Annotated in this window: 16 protein-coding genes; 1 reads left to right on the forward strand and 15 read right to left on the reverse strand. The window is 64.1% G+C overall.

Annotated features, from left to right (window positions below):
* Position 1: 1 nt before the first annotated feature.
* From KBY57_RS01420 to glpX, 7 genes are all read right to left on the reverse strand, one after another.
* Positions 2–388: a hypothetical protein gene (locus KBY57_RS01420; RefSeq protein ID WP_254994098.1), complete on the reverse strand. Its 387-nt coding sequence runs from the start codon at positions 386–388 to the stop codon at positions 2–4.
* Positions 375–917: a CIA30 family protein gene (locus tag KBY57_RS01425; protein ID WP_254994099.1), complete on the reverse strand. Its 543-nt coding sequence runs from the start codon at positions 915–917 to the stop codon at positions 375–377. Before KBY57_RS01425 ends, KBY57_RS01420 begins: the two co-directional genes overlap by 14 nt.
* Positions 914–1,663, reverse strand: a complete 750-nt coding sequence (gene pgl, locus KBY57_RS01430; RefSeq protein ID WP_254994100.1) for a 6-phosphogluconolactonase — start codon at positions 1,661–1,663, stop codon at positions 914–916. The genes KBY57_RS01425 and pgl overlap by 4 nt, the downstream gene beginning before the upstream one ends.
* A complete protein-coding gene (gene gndA, locus KBY57_RS01435; RefSeq protein WP_254994101.1) occupies positions 1,663–3,081 on the reverse strand; it encodes an NADP-dependent phosphogluconate dehydrogenase in 1,419 nt (472 codons plus the stop codon). Before gndA ends, pgl begins: the two co-directional genes overlap by 1 nt.
* A 182-nt stretch (positions 3,082–3,263) precedes the next feature.
* On the reverse strand, positions 3,264–4,559 hold the full coding sequence (locus tag KBY57_RS01440; RefSeq protein ID WP_254994102.1) for a glucose-1-phosphate adenylyltransferase: 1,296 nt from the start codon (positions 4,557–4,559) through the stop codon (positions 3,264–3,266).
* Between the two features lie 111 nt (positions 4,560–4,670).
* Positions 4,671–5,981, reverse strand: a complete 1,311-nt coding sequence (locus KBY57_RS01445) for a glutamyl-tRNA reductase (protein WP_254994103.1) — start codon at positions 5,979–5,981, stop codon at positions 4,671–4,673.
* Positions 5,982–6,015: 34 nt separating this feature from the next.
* Positions 6,016–6,996, reverse strand: a complete 981-nt coding sequence (gene glpX / locus KBY57_RS01450; protein WP_254994258.1) for a class II fructose-bisphosphatase — start codon at positions 6,994–6,996, stop codon at positions 6,016–6,018.
* Positions 6,997–7,211: 215 nt separating this feature from the next.
* Between glpX and rpe the strand changes: the two genes are divergently transcribed.
* Positions 7,212–7,895 carry a ribulose-phosphate 3-epimerase gene (rpe, locus tag KBY57_RS01455; protein ID WP_254987324.1) on the forward strand — a complete coding sequence of 228 codons (684 nt, stop codon included), beginning with the start codon at positions 7,212–7,214 and terminating at the stop codon, positions 7,893–7,895.
* Between the two features lie 123 nt (positions 7,896–8,018).
* Here the strand turns inward: rpe and ccsB are convergent, their stop codons facing one another.
* From ccsB to KBY57_RS01495, 8 genes are all read right to left on the reverse strand, one after another.
* A complete protein-coding gene (ccsB, locus tag KBY57_RS01460; RefSeq protein ID WP_254994104.1) occupies positions 8,019–8,966 on the reverse strand; it encodes a c-type cytochrome biogenesis protein CcsB in 948 nt (315 codons plus the stop codon).
* A 40-nt stretch (positions 8,967–9,006) separates the two neighbouring features.
* Complete coding sequence (locus tag KBY57_RS01465) at positions 9,007–10,185, reverse strand: LptF/LptG family permease (protein ID WP_254994105.1); 1,179 nt, start codon at positions 10,183–10,185, stop codon at positions 9,007–9,009.
* Positions 10,182–10,910: an LPS export ABC transporter ATP-binding protein gene (lptB, locus tag KBY57_RS01470; protein WP_254994106.1), complete on the reverse strand. Its 729-nt coding sequence runs from the start codon at positions 10,908–10,910 to the stop codon at positions 10,182–10,184. The genes KBY57_RS01465 and lptB overlap by 4 nt, the downstream gene beginning before the upstream one ends.
* Positions 10,907–11,371, reverse strand: a complete 465-nt coding sequence (locus KBY57_RS01475; RefSeq protein ID WP_254994107.1) for an LptA/OstA family protein — start codon at positions 11,369–11,371, stop codon at positions 10,907–10,909. Before KBY57_RS01475 ends, lptB begins: the two co-directional genes overlap by 4 nt.
* Positions 11,372–11,397: 26 nt before the next feature.
* A complete protein-coding gene (locus tag KBY57_RS01480) occupies positions 11,398–11,769 on the reverse strand; it encodes a DUF309 domain-containing protein (RefSeq protein WP_254994259.1) in 372 nt (123 codons plus the stop codon).
* A gap of 33 nt (positions 11,770–11,802) precedes the next feature.
* The gene (typA, locus tag KBY57_RS01485) at positions 11,803–13,611 is read right to left on the reverse strand and encodes a translational GTPase TypA (RefSeq protein ID WP_254987319.1); all 1,809 of its coding nucleotides are present in this window, start codon (positions 13,609–13,611) and stop codon (positions 11,803–11,805) included.
* A 118-nt stretch (positions 13,612–13,729) separates the two neighbouring features.
* Positions 13,730–16,282 carry a U32 family peptidase gene (locus tag KBY57_RS01490; protein WP_254994108.1) on the reverse strand — a complete coding sequence of 851 codons (2,553 nt, stop codon included), beginning with the start codon at positions 16,280–16,282 and terminating at the stop codon, positions 13,730–13,732.
* Positions 16,282–17,004, reverse strand: coding sequence for a D-alanyl-D-alanine carboxypeptidase family protein (locus KBY57_RS01495; protein WP_254994109.1), 723 nt, complete (start codon positions 17,002–17,004; stop codon positions 16,282–16,284). Before KBY57_RS01495 ends, KBY57_RS01490 begins: the two co-directional genes overlap by 1 nt.
* Between the last annotated feature and the right edge of the window lie 162 nt (positions 17,005–17,166).

Here is a 17,166-nt window from a genome sequence, read left to right on the forward strand (position 1 = left end):
CTCAGTCGACGGGAATCAACAGGGCCCTGAGCCGCCTCGCCAGGGCCTCCAGGGGCGCACCATCTGCAGGCCGCTCGCAGCGCAGACCCGATTCAGCCTCCATCCACACCGGATGGCTCCCCTGCCACAACAGTGGGCGATCAGGCCCCTGACACCACGCCAACGTGAGGTTGAGATCGCCACCACTGCGGTAGATCTCCAGCTCCAGATCGCCATCGGTCCAACGCTCGCCATCGGGATGGCGTGCCTCCAGCCGCAGGCAGCAATCGTTACAGCTCTCCGCTTCACCCACCAGCAGCACCGCATGCCGCAGCGGTTTGCGGCAGAGGTCGGCCGCGGCGGCCACCAACTGCTGCAGGTTGCTGTTGACCAGCTCAGGGGTAGCCACGGATGGCGTGCAGTTCCAGGTGGATCGGGCCGGCTCGAAAGCCTGCATTCAGCCCCCCATCATCGGCGAAACGGGAATGCAACAGTTGCAGCCGTGTGATCCGGCTTGCATCAAAACGCACTGGCAGGCCGACGGGTTTGGCGCGCACGGAGGCTGTCAGGTCTGCGAAAGGAATCCGCACCAGCGTCATTCCCGAGTTTGCCGTGCCGAATTCGACCACCCAACGCAGGCCACCAGGAATCAAATTGGTGAGCCCGCCCAAGCCGTCGGCACAGGCCAACGCCAGCTTGAACCGGCGTCCATCGCCCACCAGCTCCAGCTCCAGGCCACTGCAGCTGGAGAGATCCAAGGGCGGTGAAAACAGGGGCGAGCGGCAGCTGATGAAGCCACCCCCCTCAGCAATCAAGGTGCCTTCAAACACCAGGCCCGTGGGGCCGATGTGGCAGGCGCCCTGGCTGCGTCCGCCCATCACGGTGTCGTTGAGGGCATGCCAGCCGCTGAAACCGTCGCCTGCTGCAATCGGAATCATCGTTGCAGCCCTGCAGCTGCATCCCGATCGGCCAGGATCATCACCTCATCAGCCGGTTGAACGAGCTTGGCTGGGGTGCGCTCGGGCGACTCCAAGGGGTCCAGCAAGCGCTGCAAGGCCTGCACCTTGCCAGCACCACTCACCAAGAACAGCACCCGACGCGCCGCCGAGAGCGTGGGGGCGGTGAGGGTGACGCGAGGCAGCCCCTTGCCCTCCCCCAGGGTGACCGCCCGATCCGTGACGGTTGGTGCGGCCGTTCCTGGAAACAGGGAGGCGGTGTGACCATCGTCACCGAGCCCGAGCAAGACCAGATCGAGGGCCGGTGGTGTGCCCCCGCACAGTTGCTGCACCAGTGCGGCATAGGCCTCAGCACCCTCCTGCGGGCTGCTGAGCTCCGTGGGCACCGGATGAAGACAGGCGTGGCTGCCGGGTGATTCCGCCATCAGGGTTTCCCGCAACATGCGGGCGTTGCTGGAAGGGTCGCTGCTGCTCACCCAACGCTCATCACCCAGCAAGACATCCACCCGATCCCAGGGCAGATGTTGTTGGCCCAGTTGCCTGTAGGTGGCCCGGGGAGTCTCACCGCCAGCCAGGGCGATCTGGACCCGATCCCGCTCCGCCAGCACCAGATCCAAGGCCGAAGCGATCGCCTGGGCCGTCTGCCGAGCCAGGTCTTCGGCCGATTCGGCCACGATCAGCCGATAGCGGGTTGGGGAATTGCTGGAGGAGGGGGGGTGTGACTGCATCAGTCGAGCCATTCGGTGTGGAAGCTGCCGGGCTTATCGACCCGCTCGTAGGTGTGGGAGCCGAAGCAGTCGCGCATCGCCTGCACCAGGTTCTGGGGCAGGCGGCCACTGCGGTAGCTGTCGATGTAGTCGAGGGTGCTGCTCAGGCAGGGCACGGGGATGCCCGCCAGGGCTGCTCCAGCCACCACCTGACGCAGGCCAGGGAGGCGGCGGTTGATCTGCTCGGCAAACCAGGGGTCAAGCATCAGATTGGACAGGCTGGGGTTGGCGCCATAGGCGTTCTGAATCCGCTGCAACAGCCGTGCCCGAATGATGCAGCCCCCTTTCCAGATCTGACCGATGGCCGAAAAGTTGAGGTTGTAGTTGTGCAGCTTTGAGGCTTCCTGCAGCAGGGCCATGCCCTGGCCGTAGCTGACGATGCAGGCGGCGATGCAGGCATCCCGCAGGGGGGCCATGCCGTCGCCGGGAGTTCCGAGCGCGAAGGTATGGGGCGCAGGTGCGGGCAACAGTGCTCCTGCCGCCAGCCGTTCGGAGCGCAAGGAGCTCAGCACCCGTGCGTTGAGGGCCGCGTAAATAGTGGGGACAGGAACGCCCATCTCCAGCGCACTCACCACGGTCCAGAGTCCTGTGCCCTTTTGGCCGGCGGCATCCACAATGGCTTCCACCAGATCGGCGCCGCTGTCAGGGTCTTTGGTGCGCAGGCACACCTCGGTGATCTCCACCAGGAAGGAGGCCAGCTCTTCGGTGTCGTTCCAACCGGCGAGCACATCCGCCATCTGATCGCCGTTCATACCGGCCACGCGCTTCATCAGGTCGTAGGCCTCGGCCAGGATCTGCTCGATGCCGTATTCGATGCCGTTGTGCACCGTCTTGACGAAGTGGCCAGCACCACCCGGGCCGATGTAGGTGACACAGGGGCCATCATTGACCTGGGCGGCCATCTTGCGCACCAAAGGCTCGATGGCGTCGTAGGCAGCCTTGGTGCCACCTGGCATCATGCTCGGCCCCTCGAGAGCCCCCTTGGCTCCGCCGGACACCCCCATGCCGATGTAACCGAAGCTCTTGCTCTCCAGCTCCGCCACCCGCCGTTCCGTATCGGCATAGAGGGAGTTGCCACCGTCGATCAGCAGATCGCCCTCCTCCAGGAAGGGAGAGATGGATGCGATGGTGTCATCCACCGGTTGACCGGCTTTGACCATCATCAGGATCCGCCTGGGTCGCTCCAGGCTCGCCACAAACTCCTGAAGGGTGGCTGCTCCGATGATGTCCTTGCCGGCGCCACGGCCAGCCAAGAATCCCTCGGTTTTGGCGTAGGTGCGGTTGTAAACGACGGAGGAGTATCCATTGCGCTCCGCGTTGAGCACAAGATTTTCTCCCATCACACCAAGACCAATCAGGCCGAAATGTGCCTTACCCATGGCTGAGACTGAAACCATTCGCCATTAGTGTGGCGAGGCAGCTCAGCCATCCCGTGCAACCGTCACAACTTGGTGGCAACGTGTCAGCAACTCCTGGCTTTAAACCCGAGGTGCCAACCGTTGCCCGTGCGCCGCTGCCGAGCTGAGCCATGTTTTACGCCTAGGGCCATCTGCGCTGGGCTTCAGATCACCGTGCCATCGGCGATGGTGCCATTTTTGACCACGACCACGATGCCGTTGCGGATATAGAAATTGAGCTCAGGCCGATCGGCCTCCTCAACGTGGTCCTTGTTGACGATGGTGACGTTGTTGCCGATGCGAACATTCTTATCAAGAATCGCGCGCTTCACCGTCGTGCCCTTGCCCACGCCCAGTGGAATTCCACCGCGCTCTCGCAACATCAACCGTTCCTCGGAAGACTCGATATAATCGGCACCCATCACCAGAGTGTCCTGGAGCACCACTTCATCTTCGACTCGGGAGCGCACACCGAGGACGCAGTGGTGAATGCTGCAGGCCTTGAGCAAGGATCCTTCTCCGATGATCGAGGCCGTCACCTGGGCGTCCTGCATCTTGCTAGGGGGCAGATAGCGGGGACGGGTGTAGATCGGAAACTTCTCGTCGTAGAAGGAGAAGGCAGGGTTCGGTTGATCCGTCAGGGCCAGATTCGCCTCATAGAAGGCACCAATGGTACCGATGTCCTCCCAATAGTCGTCGAAGAGGTAGCTCTGGAGCCGGTCGCCCCGGGCCAGGGAGGCTGGAATGATCTCCTTGCCGAAATCGGTGGCGGAGGGGTTGCTGGTCAGCAGATCAAACAGGGTCTCCCGGCTGAACACATAGATCCCCATCGAGGCCAGGTATGGGCGCTTGGCCGCTTCCTCGGGGGAGAGGCCCAGGGCCTGGGTATCCACCCGCATGGCTTCAAGGGCCTGCCCCTTCGGCTTTTCTCGAAATTCTTGGATGCGACCATCGGCCGTGGTGCGCATCAGGCCAAACCCTTCGGCCTGGGCCTGATCCACAGGCAAGGCGCCCACGCTCAGCTGGGCGCCGGTGTCGATGTGATGCTGCACAAAGCGGCTGTAGTCCATCCGGTAGAGCTGGTCACCGGAAAGGATCAGGTAGTGATCCACATCCCACTCGTGGAACAACCATTGGTATTTGCGCACGGCATCGGCCGTGCCTTCAAACCAACTCGGGCTTTCAGGCGTTTGCTGGGCCGCCAAGACTTCAACAAATCCCTGGCCAAATCCAGCCGAAAGGTTGTAGCTCATCGTCAGGTGACGATTCAGCGAAGCACTGTTGAACTGCGTTAAAACATAAATTTTGTTGATCTCGGAATTAATGCAGTTACTGATCGGAATATCAATCAAACGGTATTTGCCAGCCAGGGGTACGGCTGGCTTGGCACGCATTTTGGTGAGCGGGTAGAGACGTGTGCCGGCACCGCCTCCCAAAATGATTGCCAGTACACGTTTCATAACCTTTGTTGCCGGCGTCTTTTGACGCTGACCGTACTGGAGCGGCCCGCCTCAGCGCGACCCTTTGGATGATCGCCAGCACGAACTGTTGCAGAGCGGGCGGGTCAGTGATCAGGCCTCTGGAGGCTGTTCGCGAAGCTCAAACAGCTCTTCGAGTATCCGCATGGCGCTGTGGCGCTGCTGGCGGGGCTGGGGGGCCCGCAAATTTGTGACGGGGGTGTGCAGGATCTTGTTGATGATGCCTTTGCTGAGTGCCTCCACCACCTTTCGTTCGCGGGCGGAGAGGTCTGGGCCCATGCGGCTGAGGGCCTTCTGCAGCTCCTGTTCGCGGATGTCTTCGAGCTGTCGGCGCAGCCGGTTGACCACAGGCACGGCTTCCAGACCATCCCACCACTCGAGGAACAGCCTGGCTTCCTCCTCCAGCAGCCCCTGGGCTTCGGCGGCCATCTCTCGCCGGGCTTCCTGGTTGCGGTTCACCACCTCCTGCAGGTCGTCCACGTCGTAGGACTGCACACCTGGCAGTCCATCCGTGTCTGCAGCGATGTTGCGGGGCACGCCGATGTCAATCAACATCAGGCTGGAGCGCCGGTTCAGGCCACTCAGCCGCTCCGCCGTGATGATCGGCGTATCAGCGGCCGTGCTGGTGAACACCAGAGAACAGGTGCTGAGGCAATGGTCGAGGTCGCCCAAGGGACGGCACTGCACCGGCAGGGAGGGAAAGTCTGCAGCGAGCAGTTCAGCCTTGCTGACCGTGCGGTTGAGCAGCACCACTCCGCGGCAGCCCTTGGCCTGCAGGTGCTGCAGCAGCAGGCGGGCCATGCGGCCCGCACCCACCACTGCCACCTGCTCTTGATCCAGGGGCACCAAATCATCGACACCGCGACCCTGCCCAACTTTCAGCTGGGCCAGCTCCACTGCTGCTGAGCTGATGGAGACCGCACCAGTGCCCAGATTCGTTTCGGTGCGAACCCGCTTGCCGGTGCTCACCGCCTGGTTGAGCAGGCGGTTGAGAATCGGCCCCACGGAGCGGTGCTCCTGCCCGAGGCGCACCATCTTTTTCACCTGGGACAGGATCTGCCCCTCACCAAGCACCAGCGAGTCGAGGCCGGCGGAAACCCGCAGCAGGTGACCGATCGCCTCTTCGTGGTGGTAGGTGAAGAGGTGGGGTGACAGCTCTTCGACCGCCAACCCGGAGATGTTGCTGAGAAAGGATCCGACCGCAGAAATCCCCTGATCCGGATGGCGGAGCAGGGTGTAAATCTCCAGGCGATTGCAGGTGCTGAGGATCGAGGCCTCCAGCACCTGCTCATCAGCCCGCAGCTGTTGAAGCGAGGCCTCCATGCTCTGTTCCGGGATGCTGAGGCGCTCCCGGATCTCTACTGGAGCCGTGCGATGACTGAGGCCGACAACGGCGATGTGCATGGAGGCTGGCTCGTTTGCTCGTGCGGCGGGGGAGTCAGCTGAGCGCGATGCTCTTCGCCCCATCCTTGATGTGGATGGTATTGGTGAAACGGGCGGTGTTGTCCAGGGTGCTGATCACCAGTGAGCTGGTGCGGGTGCAGTCCTTCTCGAACTTCACGCCGTGGAACAGCAGGCCATCGGTGATGCCACTCCCGGCGAACACCACGTTCTCACCGGAGGCCAGTTCCTCGGCCTCGTAGATCTTGTCGACGTCGGTGATGCCCATCTCGTTGAGGCGGGCGATGTTGCCCTCCTTGGTGTAGTCAGCCCACTCGGAGGTTTGGGCGATGGCGGGGTCATACACCAGCTGACCCTGGAAGTGGCCGCCCAGGGCGCGCATGGCGGCGGCGGAGATCACACCCTCGGGAGCGGCGCCGATGCCCATCAGGCAGTGGGTACCGGTGCCGGCGAAACCGCAGGCAATGGCGGCCTGCACGTCACCGTCGGAAATCGGCTGCACGCGGGCGCCAGTGGCGCGAATCTCGGCGATGAGGTCTTTGTGGCGAGCACGGTCCATCACCACGATGGTGAGCTCGCTCGCAGCCAGGCCAAGGCACTCGCTCAGGATCTTGATGTTTTCGGTGGCCGACTTGCGGATGTCCACCTTGCCCTTGGCTGCCGGGGGGGCCGCCAGCTTCTTCATGTAGAAGTCGGGGGCGTTGAACAGACCGCCGCGGTCGGCGGCGGCGAGCACGGCCATCGAGCCGCGCTGGCTGTTGGCGCAAAGGTTGGTGCCTTCGCAGGGATCGACGGCGAAATCCACGCCGGGGCCGGTGCCACTGCCGACCTCTTCACCGATGTAAAGCATGGGAGCCTCGTCGCGCTCGCCTTCTCCGATCACGATGCGTCCTTGCATCTGGATCTGGCCCATGCGCTTGCGCATGGCTTCTACAGCCGCAGCGTCGGCCTCATCTTTTTTGCCCAAGCCGGTCAGTTCGGCGGAGGCGATGGCGGCTTGCTCAACGACCTCAAGAATTTCCTGGATGAGGGTGCGATCCACGGTGATCCGGCAGGGGAATGGGCTTCAGGGAATGGCGTTGGCCAGGCGGGACAAGGGGTCAGAGTCCTGCTGCCGCTAGGCCTTTCGGAGATGAAGCGGCTGCAACTGTATCAGTGAAAGCCGCCCCTTCCACAGGACGCCCAAACCGTCGCTCCTTAGAATCCCGCCACTCTTCTTGCGGTGACCCCAGCATGAGCACTAAGCCCCTGGTGATCTCCCCGTCGATTCTGTCCGCCGACTTCTCCCGTCTCGGTGATGACGTGCGTGCCGTCGACCAGGCCGGTGCCGACTGGATCCACATCGATGTGATGGATGGCCGTTTCGTGCCCAACATCACCATTGGGCCCCTGATTGTCGAAGCCCTGCGTCCGGTCACCAGCAAAACCCTCGACGTTCACCTGATGATCGTTGAGCCCGAGAAATATGTCGCCGACTTCGCCAAAGCCGGGGCTGACATCATCTCCGTTCAGGTCGAAGCCTGCCCCCACCTGCACCGCAACCTGGCCCAAATCAAGGATCTAGGCAAGCTCGCCGGTGCAGTGCTGAACCCCAGCACACCCCTCGACACCCTCGAGTACTGCCTTGAGCTGTGCGACCTCGTGCTGATCATGAGCGTCAACCCTGGTTTTGGCGGTCAGAGCTTCATCGACAACCAGGTGCAGAAGATTCGTGATCTGCGCCGCCTGTGCGATGAGCGCGGTCTCGATCCCTGGATTGAGGTGGATGGCGGCATCAAGGCCGAAAACGCCTGGAAGGTCATTGAGGCCGGAGCCAACGCCATCGTCAGTGGATCGGGCGTGTTCAACCAGCCCAACTACGCCGAAGCGATCACCGGCATCCGCAACAGCAAGCGTCCCGTGGCTGTGGCGGCTTGAGCAGCTGGGATTTGTCGAGCGCCGCTCACCAAACCCTGCCCCCCTCATCGAGGGGGGCTTTTTGCTGGCTTGGGGTCCTGCTTTCCGAGGGTTTGCTGCGACGCGAAACGCGCGCGAAAAGCCTCAGCTCTCGAAGAACCAGCCGTAGCTGTGCAGGCCGATGCCAAGCAGGTTGACGCCGATGTAGCAGACCACGATCACCACCAGGCCAGCGGCTGCCACCAAGGCTGGCTTACGGCCCTGCCAGCCCCGGATCAAGCGGGTGTGCAGGTAGGCGGCATAGACAAGCCAGCAGATCAGGGCCCAGGTTTCCTTCGGGTCCCAGCTCCACCAGCTGCCCCAGGCCTCATTGGCCCACACCGCCCCACTGACCAACCCCACCGAGAGCAACAGAAAGCCCACGGTGATGGTGCGGTAGCTGAGCGAATCGAGTTGCTCAGCGATCGGCATGGCCACGCTGCTGAGCTGGAGTGGTGGAGAAGCGTTGCCCGCTCCTTCCGTGGCCGTGGCCAGTTGGGCTTGGCGGTAGCCACCGCTGCCGATGGAGCTGCTGCGCAGCTCCAAGGTGTTGTGACGATCCGTAAACAGCACGGCCAGGGACAAGAGCGAACCAACCAGCAGAGCGGCGTAGCTCAGCATGATCACGCTGACGTGCATCACCAGCCAGCTGGAGCGCAGCGCAGGCACCAGTGGGGACGCTTCTTGCAGCCGATCGGGCAGGGCAAAGCTCGCGAACGCCACACAACCCAGGGCCATCGGCGTAGCCGCTGCCGGCACGAGCGGTGAGGGCCAGCTGCGTTCCACCAGCAACTGGGTGAGGGTGCACCCCCAGGCCAGGAAGCAGAGCGACTCGTAGAGGTTGCTGATTGGGAAGTGACCGGACTCCCACCAGCGCAGCACCAGCTGGGCGGTGAGGCAGAGGTTGGCCGCCGCCACCAGCAGCCGCACCACCCCACTGTTTCGGCCACCACTCAACGACCAGAATGCCAGGGGCAGGACCAGCAGCAACAGGGCAAACGCCGTCAGGCCCAGGCCAAGCACCGGATCGTTCAACAGGGCGGGCACGGGCATCGCAGAAACCAGTGCCCAGTTTGGCGAATCACCGGCAACCTCAGCGGCTGGCCTGGCGCAACAGATACATGCCGGCACCCAGACCAATCACCACGGGCAGCCAGGCTGAAAAATAAGGCATGAGGATGCCCTTTACCCCGAGGGAACTGAACACGAAGGCCACGAGGTAGTAGCCGAAGATCAACAGCACACTGAGCCCAAACCCCTGGCTGCGGCTTCGGCGTGAGTGGGGTCGCACCCCCAGACTGCTGCCGATCAAGCCAAAGACCAGACACACGGCGGGGAAGGCGAATTTCTCCTGAATCCGCACCCTCAGCTTGCGGGCACCCTGCAGATCACTGGCCTCGCGCAGCAGCCGTTCGGCGGTCCGGGCCTGACCGATCGTCATGGAGTTGGAATCCTTGGGCAGCTTGGCCACCTGCAAGGGCTGACTGCCGAGTGGGTAGAGGTAGCGGTCGAAATTCGCTGACGTTGTGGAGCTGTTCGATCCCTCGGTGACACCAAACACATGGCCATCAAGGAATTCCCACTGGGCGTCGGGCTCGCTCCAACGGGCCCGATCGGCACTGAGCAGCACGCGTTGATCCTGCCGCGACAGATCGAGCAGGGTGACCCGCTCCATCACGCCTTTGTTGAAGCGCTGGGCATAGAAAAAATGGGTCAGGCCCCGCTCGGTGCTGCCATCGGCAGCCTGAATCTCCCCGTATTTGGAGAACATCACGTTGTCCTTCTGCTCCCCGGCCACCGCCCGTCCGATGGCGCGGTTGAGGGTGTTTTTGGCCTCCAGCAGGGTGCGCGGCACGATGGCCTCGTTGAAGGTGAAGGTGAGCAGGGTCATCACCAGAGCGACGGCCACCGCCGGCATCACCATCCGCCAGGTGGCCACCCCCACGCTGCGCAGGGCGGTCAGCTCACTATTGCCCGAGAGCTTGGAGTAGGTGAGCAGGGTGGCCATCAGGGTGGCCATCGGGAAGGAGAGCACCAGAAACGACGGCAGCTCAAGCAGCAGCACCCGCAGCGCCACGTCGAGGGGCAGACCGGATTCGGCCACCCTCCGCACCAGTTCAAACACCGCTCCCACCGACAGGGAGACCGCTGTGAAGGCCGCGATGCCAAACACCAGCGGGCCGATCAACTCAGACAGCAGCCAGCGGTCGATCAGGGGCAGCCGGCCCCAGGGACGCAACAGCTGGCGGCGGAAGCGAAGGGTCCAGCTCATAGACGGAATGACTCGCCGAGATAATGACGACGCACCAAGGGGTCGGATCCCACCTCTTCGGAGCTGCCCGAAGCCAGGATGGAACCTTCGGAGAGGATGTAGGCCCGATCGGTGATGGCCAGGGTCTCACGCACGTTGTGGTCGGTGATCAACAGACCCATCCCCCGGTTCCGCAGCTGGTCGATCAACTGCTGCAGATCTGACACGGCGATGGGGTCGACCCCGGCGAAGGGCTCATCGAGCAGGAGGTAGCGCGGACCTTCCACCCCCACCGCCAGGGCCCGGGCCACCTCACAGCGGCGGCGCTCTCCACCGGAGAGCTGGTAGCCCTTGCGGTGCTGAAAGGCCGTGAGGTGGAAATCCTCAATCAAGCCCTCAAGGCGCTCGCGACGCAGGTCAACCGGAGTGCCACTTTCCTGCAAGGCCAGGCTGAGGTTGTCACGCACGCTCAACTGACGAAACACGCTTGGCTCCTGGGGGAGGTAGCCGATGCCGAGCCGGGCCCGTTGGGGCATCGGCAACTGTTCAATTTCCAGGCCATCCAAGGACACCCGGCCGGAATCTGGACGCAGCAGACCTGTGACCAGTCCGAAGGTGGTGGTCTTGCCGGCGCCGTTGGGGCCCAGCAGGCCCACCACCTCACCGGGCTCGAGCTGCAGGGACACATGGTTCACCAACAACCGGCCGCTGATGGCCAGCACCACATCAACCAAATCCAGGCTCATGGCTGGGAACCCGGCTGCGGCTGCGGGGCATTGAGTCGGTAGTGGGTGATCACCTGGTCGCCCGGCGCTGGTTCAGCCACGATCCGCTCCCGTTCCACCAGAACCACCAGGCGCTCAGCCCGGATGCTGTGACCGGTGTCCTGCACCACATCGACATCGCCGCTGAGCACCACCCGCCCCTCGCGGCTGAAATATTGCGCCTGGCGTGCGGTGGCTACAACCCGTTGATCCGGATAGACGATGCGCACGTTGCCCGTGGCAGTGACGACGCCGGTGCTGTTGTCGGCTTTCTGCAGGTCGGACTCGATCGTGACCAGACCGCTGGTGGGGGTGATGACCCCAGGAGCGCTAGGCGGGAGATCGGCAGCTACCGCGGATGCAGCCAAGGTCGCGCCGGCGAGGCACGCCATCAGGCGGGCCACCCCCGGGAGGGGCCAGGGGCGCAGAAGGGATACGAGCAACAGCTGGGGCCCAAGAGGCTCTTGCATCAATCTACAGAGCAGTGCTGCGCTTGCGCCGCAGGCAATCTCGGACATTCCAGCCCCTCCAGCGAGCGCTCCTCCTGCAGGGCCCGCAGCCGCTGGCTGGCGCACTCCCGCAGGGCGGTGAGGTTTAGGCCCAGCGCCCAATCTGCAACGCCCTGCAGCCTGCCCAGCCCTTCGCCCATGAGGATCGTGGCTCCCCGCAGGTTGCCGCGCTCGAGGTGCAGCTCTGCCACGGCGATCTGCAGGATGCCCTGGAGCACCGGCCGCATGGCTCCCGCCGTCTCATGCCAGAGGGCTTCGAAGCCGTCGTGGCAGGCGTACCAGTCGCTGGCATTGAACAGGGCGATGGCCTCCGCGAGACGCGGATCGGCCATCAACGCCTGTTCTTCGAGGTCGAGGGGCACCGATCAGCGCTTGGCTGCCTTTTTGGACGGCAGTTTGCGCAGACGGATCGATTCAGGGGTGACCTCCAACATCTCGTCAGGTCCGATGTACTCGAGGGCCCGCTCCAGGGTCATCTGGATCGGAGCCTGCAGAGTGTCGAGCACCTCAGCGCCTGCGGAGCGGATGTTTGTTACCTGCTTGGCCTTGCAGACGTTGAGTTCGAGGTCGGGCGGACGGTTGTGCTCTCCCACGATCATCCCCTTGTACACCTTGGTGCCTGGCGTGATGAAAAACTGGCCCCGGTCTTCCGCACCCTTGAGTGCATAGAAGGTGGCGGTACCCTCTTCAAACGCAATGAGCACACCGTTGCGACGGTTGTCCATGTCGCCCTGCATCGGGCGGTAATCGAGGAAGGAGTGGCTCATGATCCCCTCACCCCGTGTGGCGCGGATGAACTCGCCGCGGAAGCCGATCAGGCCGCGGGCCGGCACCACAAACTCCAGCTGGGTGCGGCCGTCGTTGGTGTTCTCCATGTTCTGCATCTCGGCCTTGCGCACGCCGAGCTTTTCGATGCAGGCGCCCACCGACTCCTCCGGCACATCGAGCACCAGGGTTTCGTAGGGCTCGGAAGGGGTGCCGTCGATGGTGCGGAAGATCACCTGGGGCTGGGACACCTGGAACTCGTAGCCCTCGCGGCGCATCGTTTCGATCAGGATGCCGAGGTGCAGCTCACCGCGGCCGCTGACGGCCCAGCGGTCGGGTGAATCGGTGTCTTCGACCCGCAGCGCCACGTTGGTGAGCAGCTCTTTCTGCAGGCGATCACGCACCTGGCGGCTGGTCACAAACTTGCCTTCCTTGCCGGCAAAAGGAGAGTCGTTGATGACAAAGGTCATCTGCAGGGTGGGTTCATCCACCCGGATCAGGGGCAGGGCTTCTGGGTGATCCGGGCAGGCGATCGTCTCGCCGATGTTCACCTCGTCAAAGCCGGCCACGGCCACCAGGTCGCCAGCGCGCGCTTCTTCAATCTCGACGCGCTGCAGGCCCTGGAAGCCGAGCAGTTTGCTGATGCGGCTACGTTTGATGCTGCCGTCATCGCGGATCAGGGCGGCGGGCTGGCCAGCCTTGATCGTGCCGTTGTGGATGCGGCCGATCATGATCCGGCCGAGAAAATCCGAGTAATCGAGAGTGGTCACCTGCAGTTGCAGGGGCTTCTCGGGATCCCCGACCGGCGGCGGAACGTGCCGCAGGATGGCTTCGAACAGCGGCAACATGTTGTCGCTTTCGGTTTTCATGTCTGGCTTGGCGTAGCCGCCCATGCCACTACCAAACAGATAGGGGAAATCGCACTGGTCGTCGTCGGCGCCCAGTTCCAGGAACAGATCAAGCACCTTGTCGACCGCCACCTCAGGGTCGACCCGAGCCCGGTCAATCTTGTTGACGAACACGATCGGCCGCAGGCCCTTCTCCAGAGCCTTCTTGAGCACAAAACGGGTCTGGGGCATCGGGCCCTCGTTGGCATCCACGATCAGCAGACAGCCATCCACCATGCCCAGCACCCGCTCCACCTCACCGCCAAAGTCGGCGTGGCCAGGGGTGTCGACGATGTTGATGCGAATCCCGTCGTAATCGACAGCCGTGTTCTTCGACAGGATGGTGATGCCGCGTTCGCGCTCCAGATCATTGGAGTCCATCACACAGGTGGGAACCGCCTCTCCTTCGCGGAAAATGCCCGACTGGGTGAGCAGGGCATCCACCAGCGTGGTTTTGCCGTGGTCAACGTGGGCGATGATCGCAATGTTGCGAATGGGCGTGCCTGTGTGTGCGCCGCTCATATAAATAAGGTCCTACTGAGTACTTGATGGCCGTACGTTTTAAGTACGTTGACTTGAAGTTTATGTAGACGGAACGGGATGCGGAACGTTTACGAAGACTCGAAGCCAGCTCTCAACTCTATCCCACGCCCTTGCCGCTTCTGAGGCTGCCGCGGGTCACACCGAGGCGGCTGTCGAGCTGCTCCCGCTGCCACAGGCTGCGGCCGCTGATCTCGCCGCGCAGCGCAGCCGCGTATTGCTCGACCCGCTGACGGGCTTGGGCCGACGATTCCTGCAGCAGTTCGAGTCGGAGGTGGCGCACTCCGCCACGCTGCAGCTGGGGGAGGGCCTCGGCGGCAGTTTGGGCTTTGCCGTTAAACAGCGTGTTGCGGCAACCGAGATCGGCCAGCAGGGGGTGCTCGCTGCCGCTGCGATCCCGCAGCACCACGGTGTGCTGCTCACAGGGGCGACCGCAATCGGTGTGGTCGTGGCCCTCCGAAAGGAAGGCGCAGAACAGGCAATGCTCCATGTGGAACAGGGGCATGTGCTGATGCACCGTCACCTCCACCCGCTCAGGGGGGCAGCCCTGGAGCAAAGCCAACAACTGCGGCAGATCCAGGTCGTAGCTGGCGGTGATCCGCTGCAGGCCCCAGCGTTCAAGAAACCAAGCCGCGGTGAGCGGATTGGCAACGTTCAGAGAAAAGTCACCGCTGCAGGGGGCCAGGGGTGTGAGGGCTTCCAATTGATCGGCATTGCGCACCAGGTAGCCATCGGGGCGAGCCCGCAGCAGCGGCTCGAGCGTCCAGCGTTCATCCGGTCGGGTGATGCGCGGACCCGCAAGCCAGATGCCCTGGGGCCAGCAGCCCCGGCCGATCGCCACTGCCTCCCGCAGCTCAGCGGGTTGGTCGAGGTCGGCGATCACCGCCGCCACCGGTTGATCTCGCAGGGCTCGCAGCTGCTCCAGCGTGCGAACCAGCACAATCAACGCGGGGCCTTGATCCACACCCGCCGGAGTTATTTCGCGAGGCTCGACGGCAGCCAGCTGCTGCAGAACAGACTTGAGATCGGCGCAGGGTTCAGACGGCTCGCCCGATCCAGCCAGCCCGGGATTGCGCTCCAGCGCCGCCAGCTGATCCACCAGCTCACGCCGCAGCTGGTTGAGCTGGGCCATGGGCAGAAACAGATCGCCATCGAGCGCGAGCTCCAGGCCCTGCAGGGTCCAACAGGTGCCGCCGAGCCGGCCAAGCTGGGCCTCAAGACGCTCCCGGTTGAGAGGCTGACCGGTGGCGGGCTGCAGCGCTGAGGCAGAGCGCAGCACGAGGCCGCCGGTGCAATCGGGCGGCAGGCCCTCGGCTGTGAGCACCCGCACCTCGAGGGGTTGACCCACCTGACCGCTCACTTGAAGGTGCAGCAGCCGGCTTCGCTCCGGCACTGTCTGGCTGGCCAGCCGCTGCCAATGGCGCTCCAGGCTGGGGTCACTGGTGAGCCAGCAGGGGCTGCCGGGCCGGAAGCCAAGGCCGTCGACCCGGCCAGGCCCCAGCCGAATCGCCAGGCGCTGGCCCGGCCGCTGCTGCACCGCCATCACCCGGCCCCCCACCTCCAACGGGGCCTCCAGTGGTGCGGCACCAGCAGCTTCAAACACGAGCCCATCGCCGGGCTTGAGGGCCTCGCGGGTGTCCACGATCCACCATCCCCCCTGGGGATCCCAGTGCTCGAACACGCCGATCCGGGGCCCCCGCTTCTTGCTCCAACGGCCATGCACCAGGGCCCGGTGGTTGATTCCCGCCAACCAACCGGTGGAGAGCCCCCGAGAGAAGCTCAGTTCCAGGGAGCGGCGTTGCTCGGAGGGCATGGCGCCTGGGTTGCTGCCCGCGGCGAGCCGATCGAGGTTCTGGCGGTAGGCATCGGTGACGGCCGCCACGTAGCTGGCGTCCTTCAGGCGCCCCTCGATCTTGAGGCTGGCAATCCCGATCGCCTGGAGTTGGGGCAGCAGCTCCCAGGCCGCCAGATCCTGGGGTGAGAGCAGATAGCGCTGGTCGTGCAGGTCGCGCTCCTCGCCATCCACAATCAGCTGATAGGGCAGGCGGCAGGCCTGGGCGCATTCACCCCGATTGGCACTGCGCTGGCCGAGGGCTTCGCTGGTGAGGCATTGGCCCGAATAGGCCACGCACAGGGCCCCGTGCACGAAAACCTCCAGCGGCATGGCCAGCTGGCGCTGCTGAAGCTGGTGCTGCAGACGCCCGAGATCGGCGAGGGTCAGCTCGCGGGCCAGCACCACCCGCTCACACCCCAGCGCGGCGGCCTGGGCCACGCCGGCGGCGCTTGTGATCGACATCTGAGTCGATCCATGGATTGCCAATTGCGGCGCCACGGCTTGGGCCAGACGGGCCAGGCCGATGTCCTGAACAATCAGCGCATCCACCCCCGCCGCTGCAGCCGACTGCACCAACGCGGCGGCTTCGTCCAGTTCGTCGCTGAACACCAGCACGTTGACGGTGAGGAAACCTTTGACCCCGCGCTGGTGCAGCCAGTGCATCACCTCCGCCAGTTCGGTGAGCCGAAAGTTGGCCGCACGCATGCGGGCGTTGAATGCTTCCACACCGAAATAAACGGCATCGGCACCGTTGGCCACCGCGGCCCGCAGCGCCTCCCAGTTGCCCGCCGGTGCCAGCAGTTCGGGAACGGGCACCATCAGCGGGCCAACCGCTGGGCCGGCTCAAACACCTGGAGTGCCTCGGCGCTGCCTTCAAAGCGCCAGTGCCAGGGCTCATAGCTCACCCCCTGGGCGTTGCCGCGGGGAAAGGAGAGCGTGAAGTGATATCGGGCCGCATGGGCTTGGAGCCAGGCAAACGCCTCGGTTTGGTCGAAGGCGGGGGAGAGGTTGGTGGCCGGAGCGCGACCGTCACCCAGATCGACCGCATAGCCGGTGCTGTGCTCGGAAAAGCCTGGAGGAGCACTGACCATCGCCCGCTCGCGGGCACTTTGATTGCGCTCGGATTTCACGTCGAAAAACAGTTCGTTCTGGAGCGTGATCGAGCGGAAGGCACTCAGCACCACCAGCTCGACCCCACGGCTGGCCGCATCCCGCTGCATGGCCAGGAGGGCGGCGGCGGCGTCTCGGTGCAACGTCAGGCCTGGAGCCACCGTTACCTGGTCGGAGGGGGGCAGTTCCGTATAGGGGAAATGGCCCAGCAGCCTCCCATCGGGGCCCGTGCGGGCATTCAGGCCCTTGACCGGCTGCGGCGCCAACAGACCCTGCAGGGGCTGGGGCCGCCACAACAGCAGCACAACCAAACCCAGCAGGAGCGACCCGGTGACCACCGTGAGCCGAAAGAGCCACCGGTTGGCCGGGGCTCCTGGGCGCGCAGAGCGGCGCGCAACAGGAATGTCGTCCAGGCCGCCGGCCTGGGACAACCCATCCTGGCCAGGGGGGCGCCTCTTGGGGCTACTAAGGGGATTGCGACGGGTCACGCGGGTCCCCTGCCTGGCACCAATCAACAGCCCTGGGAATGGGAGCAGTAAAGATCCTAGGCGGGGCGTGCGGATTGGCCATCAACAGGCCGCTCAACAGTGTTA

This window comes from Cyanobium sp. Aljojuca 7D2, from assembly GCF_024346415.1.
Lineage (GTDB): Bacteria > Cyanobacteriota > Cyanobacteriia > PCC-6307 > Cyanobiaceae > Cyanobium_A.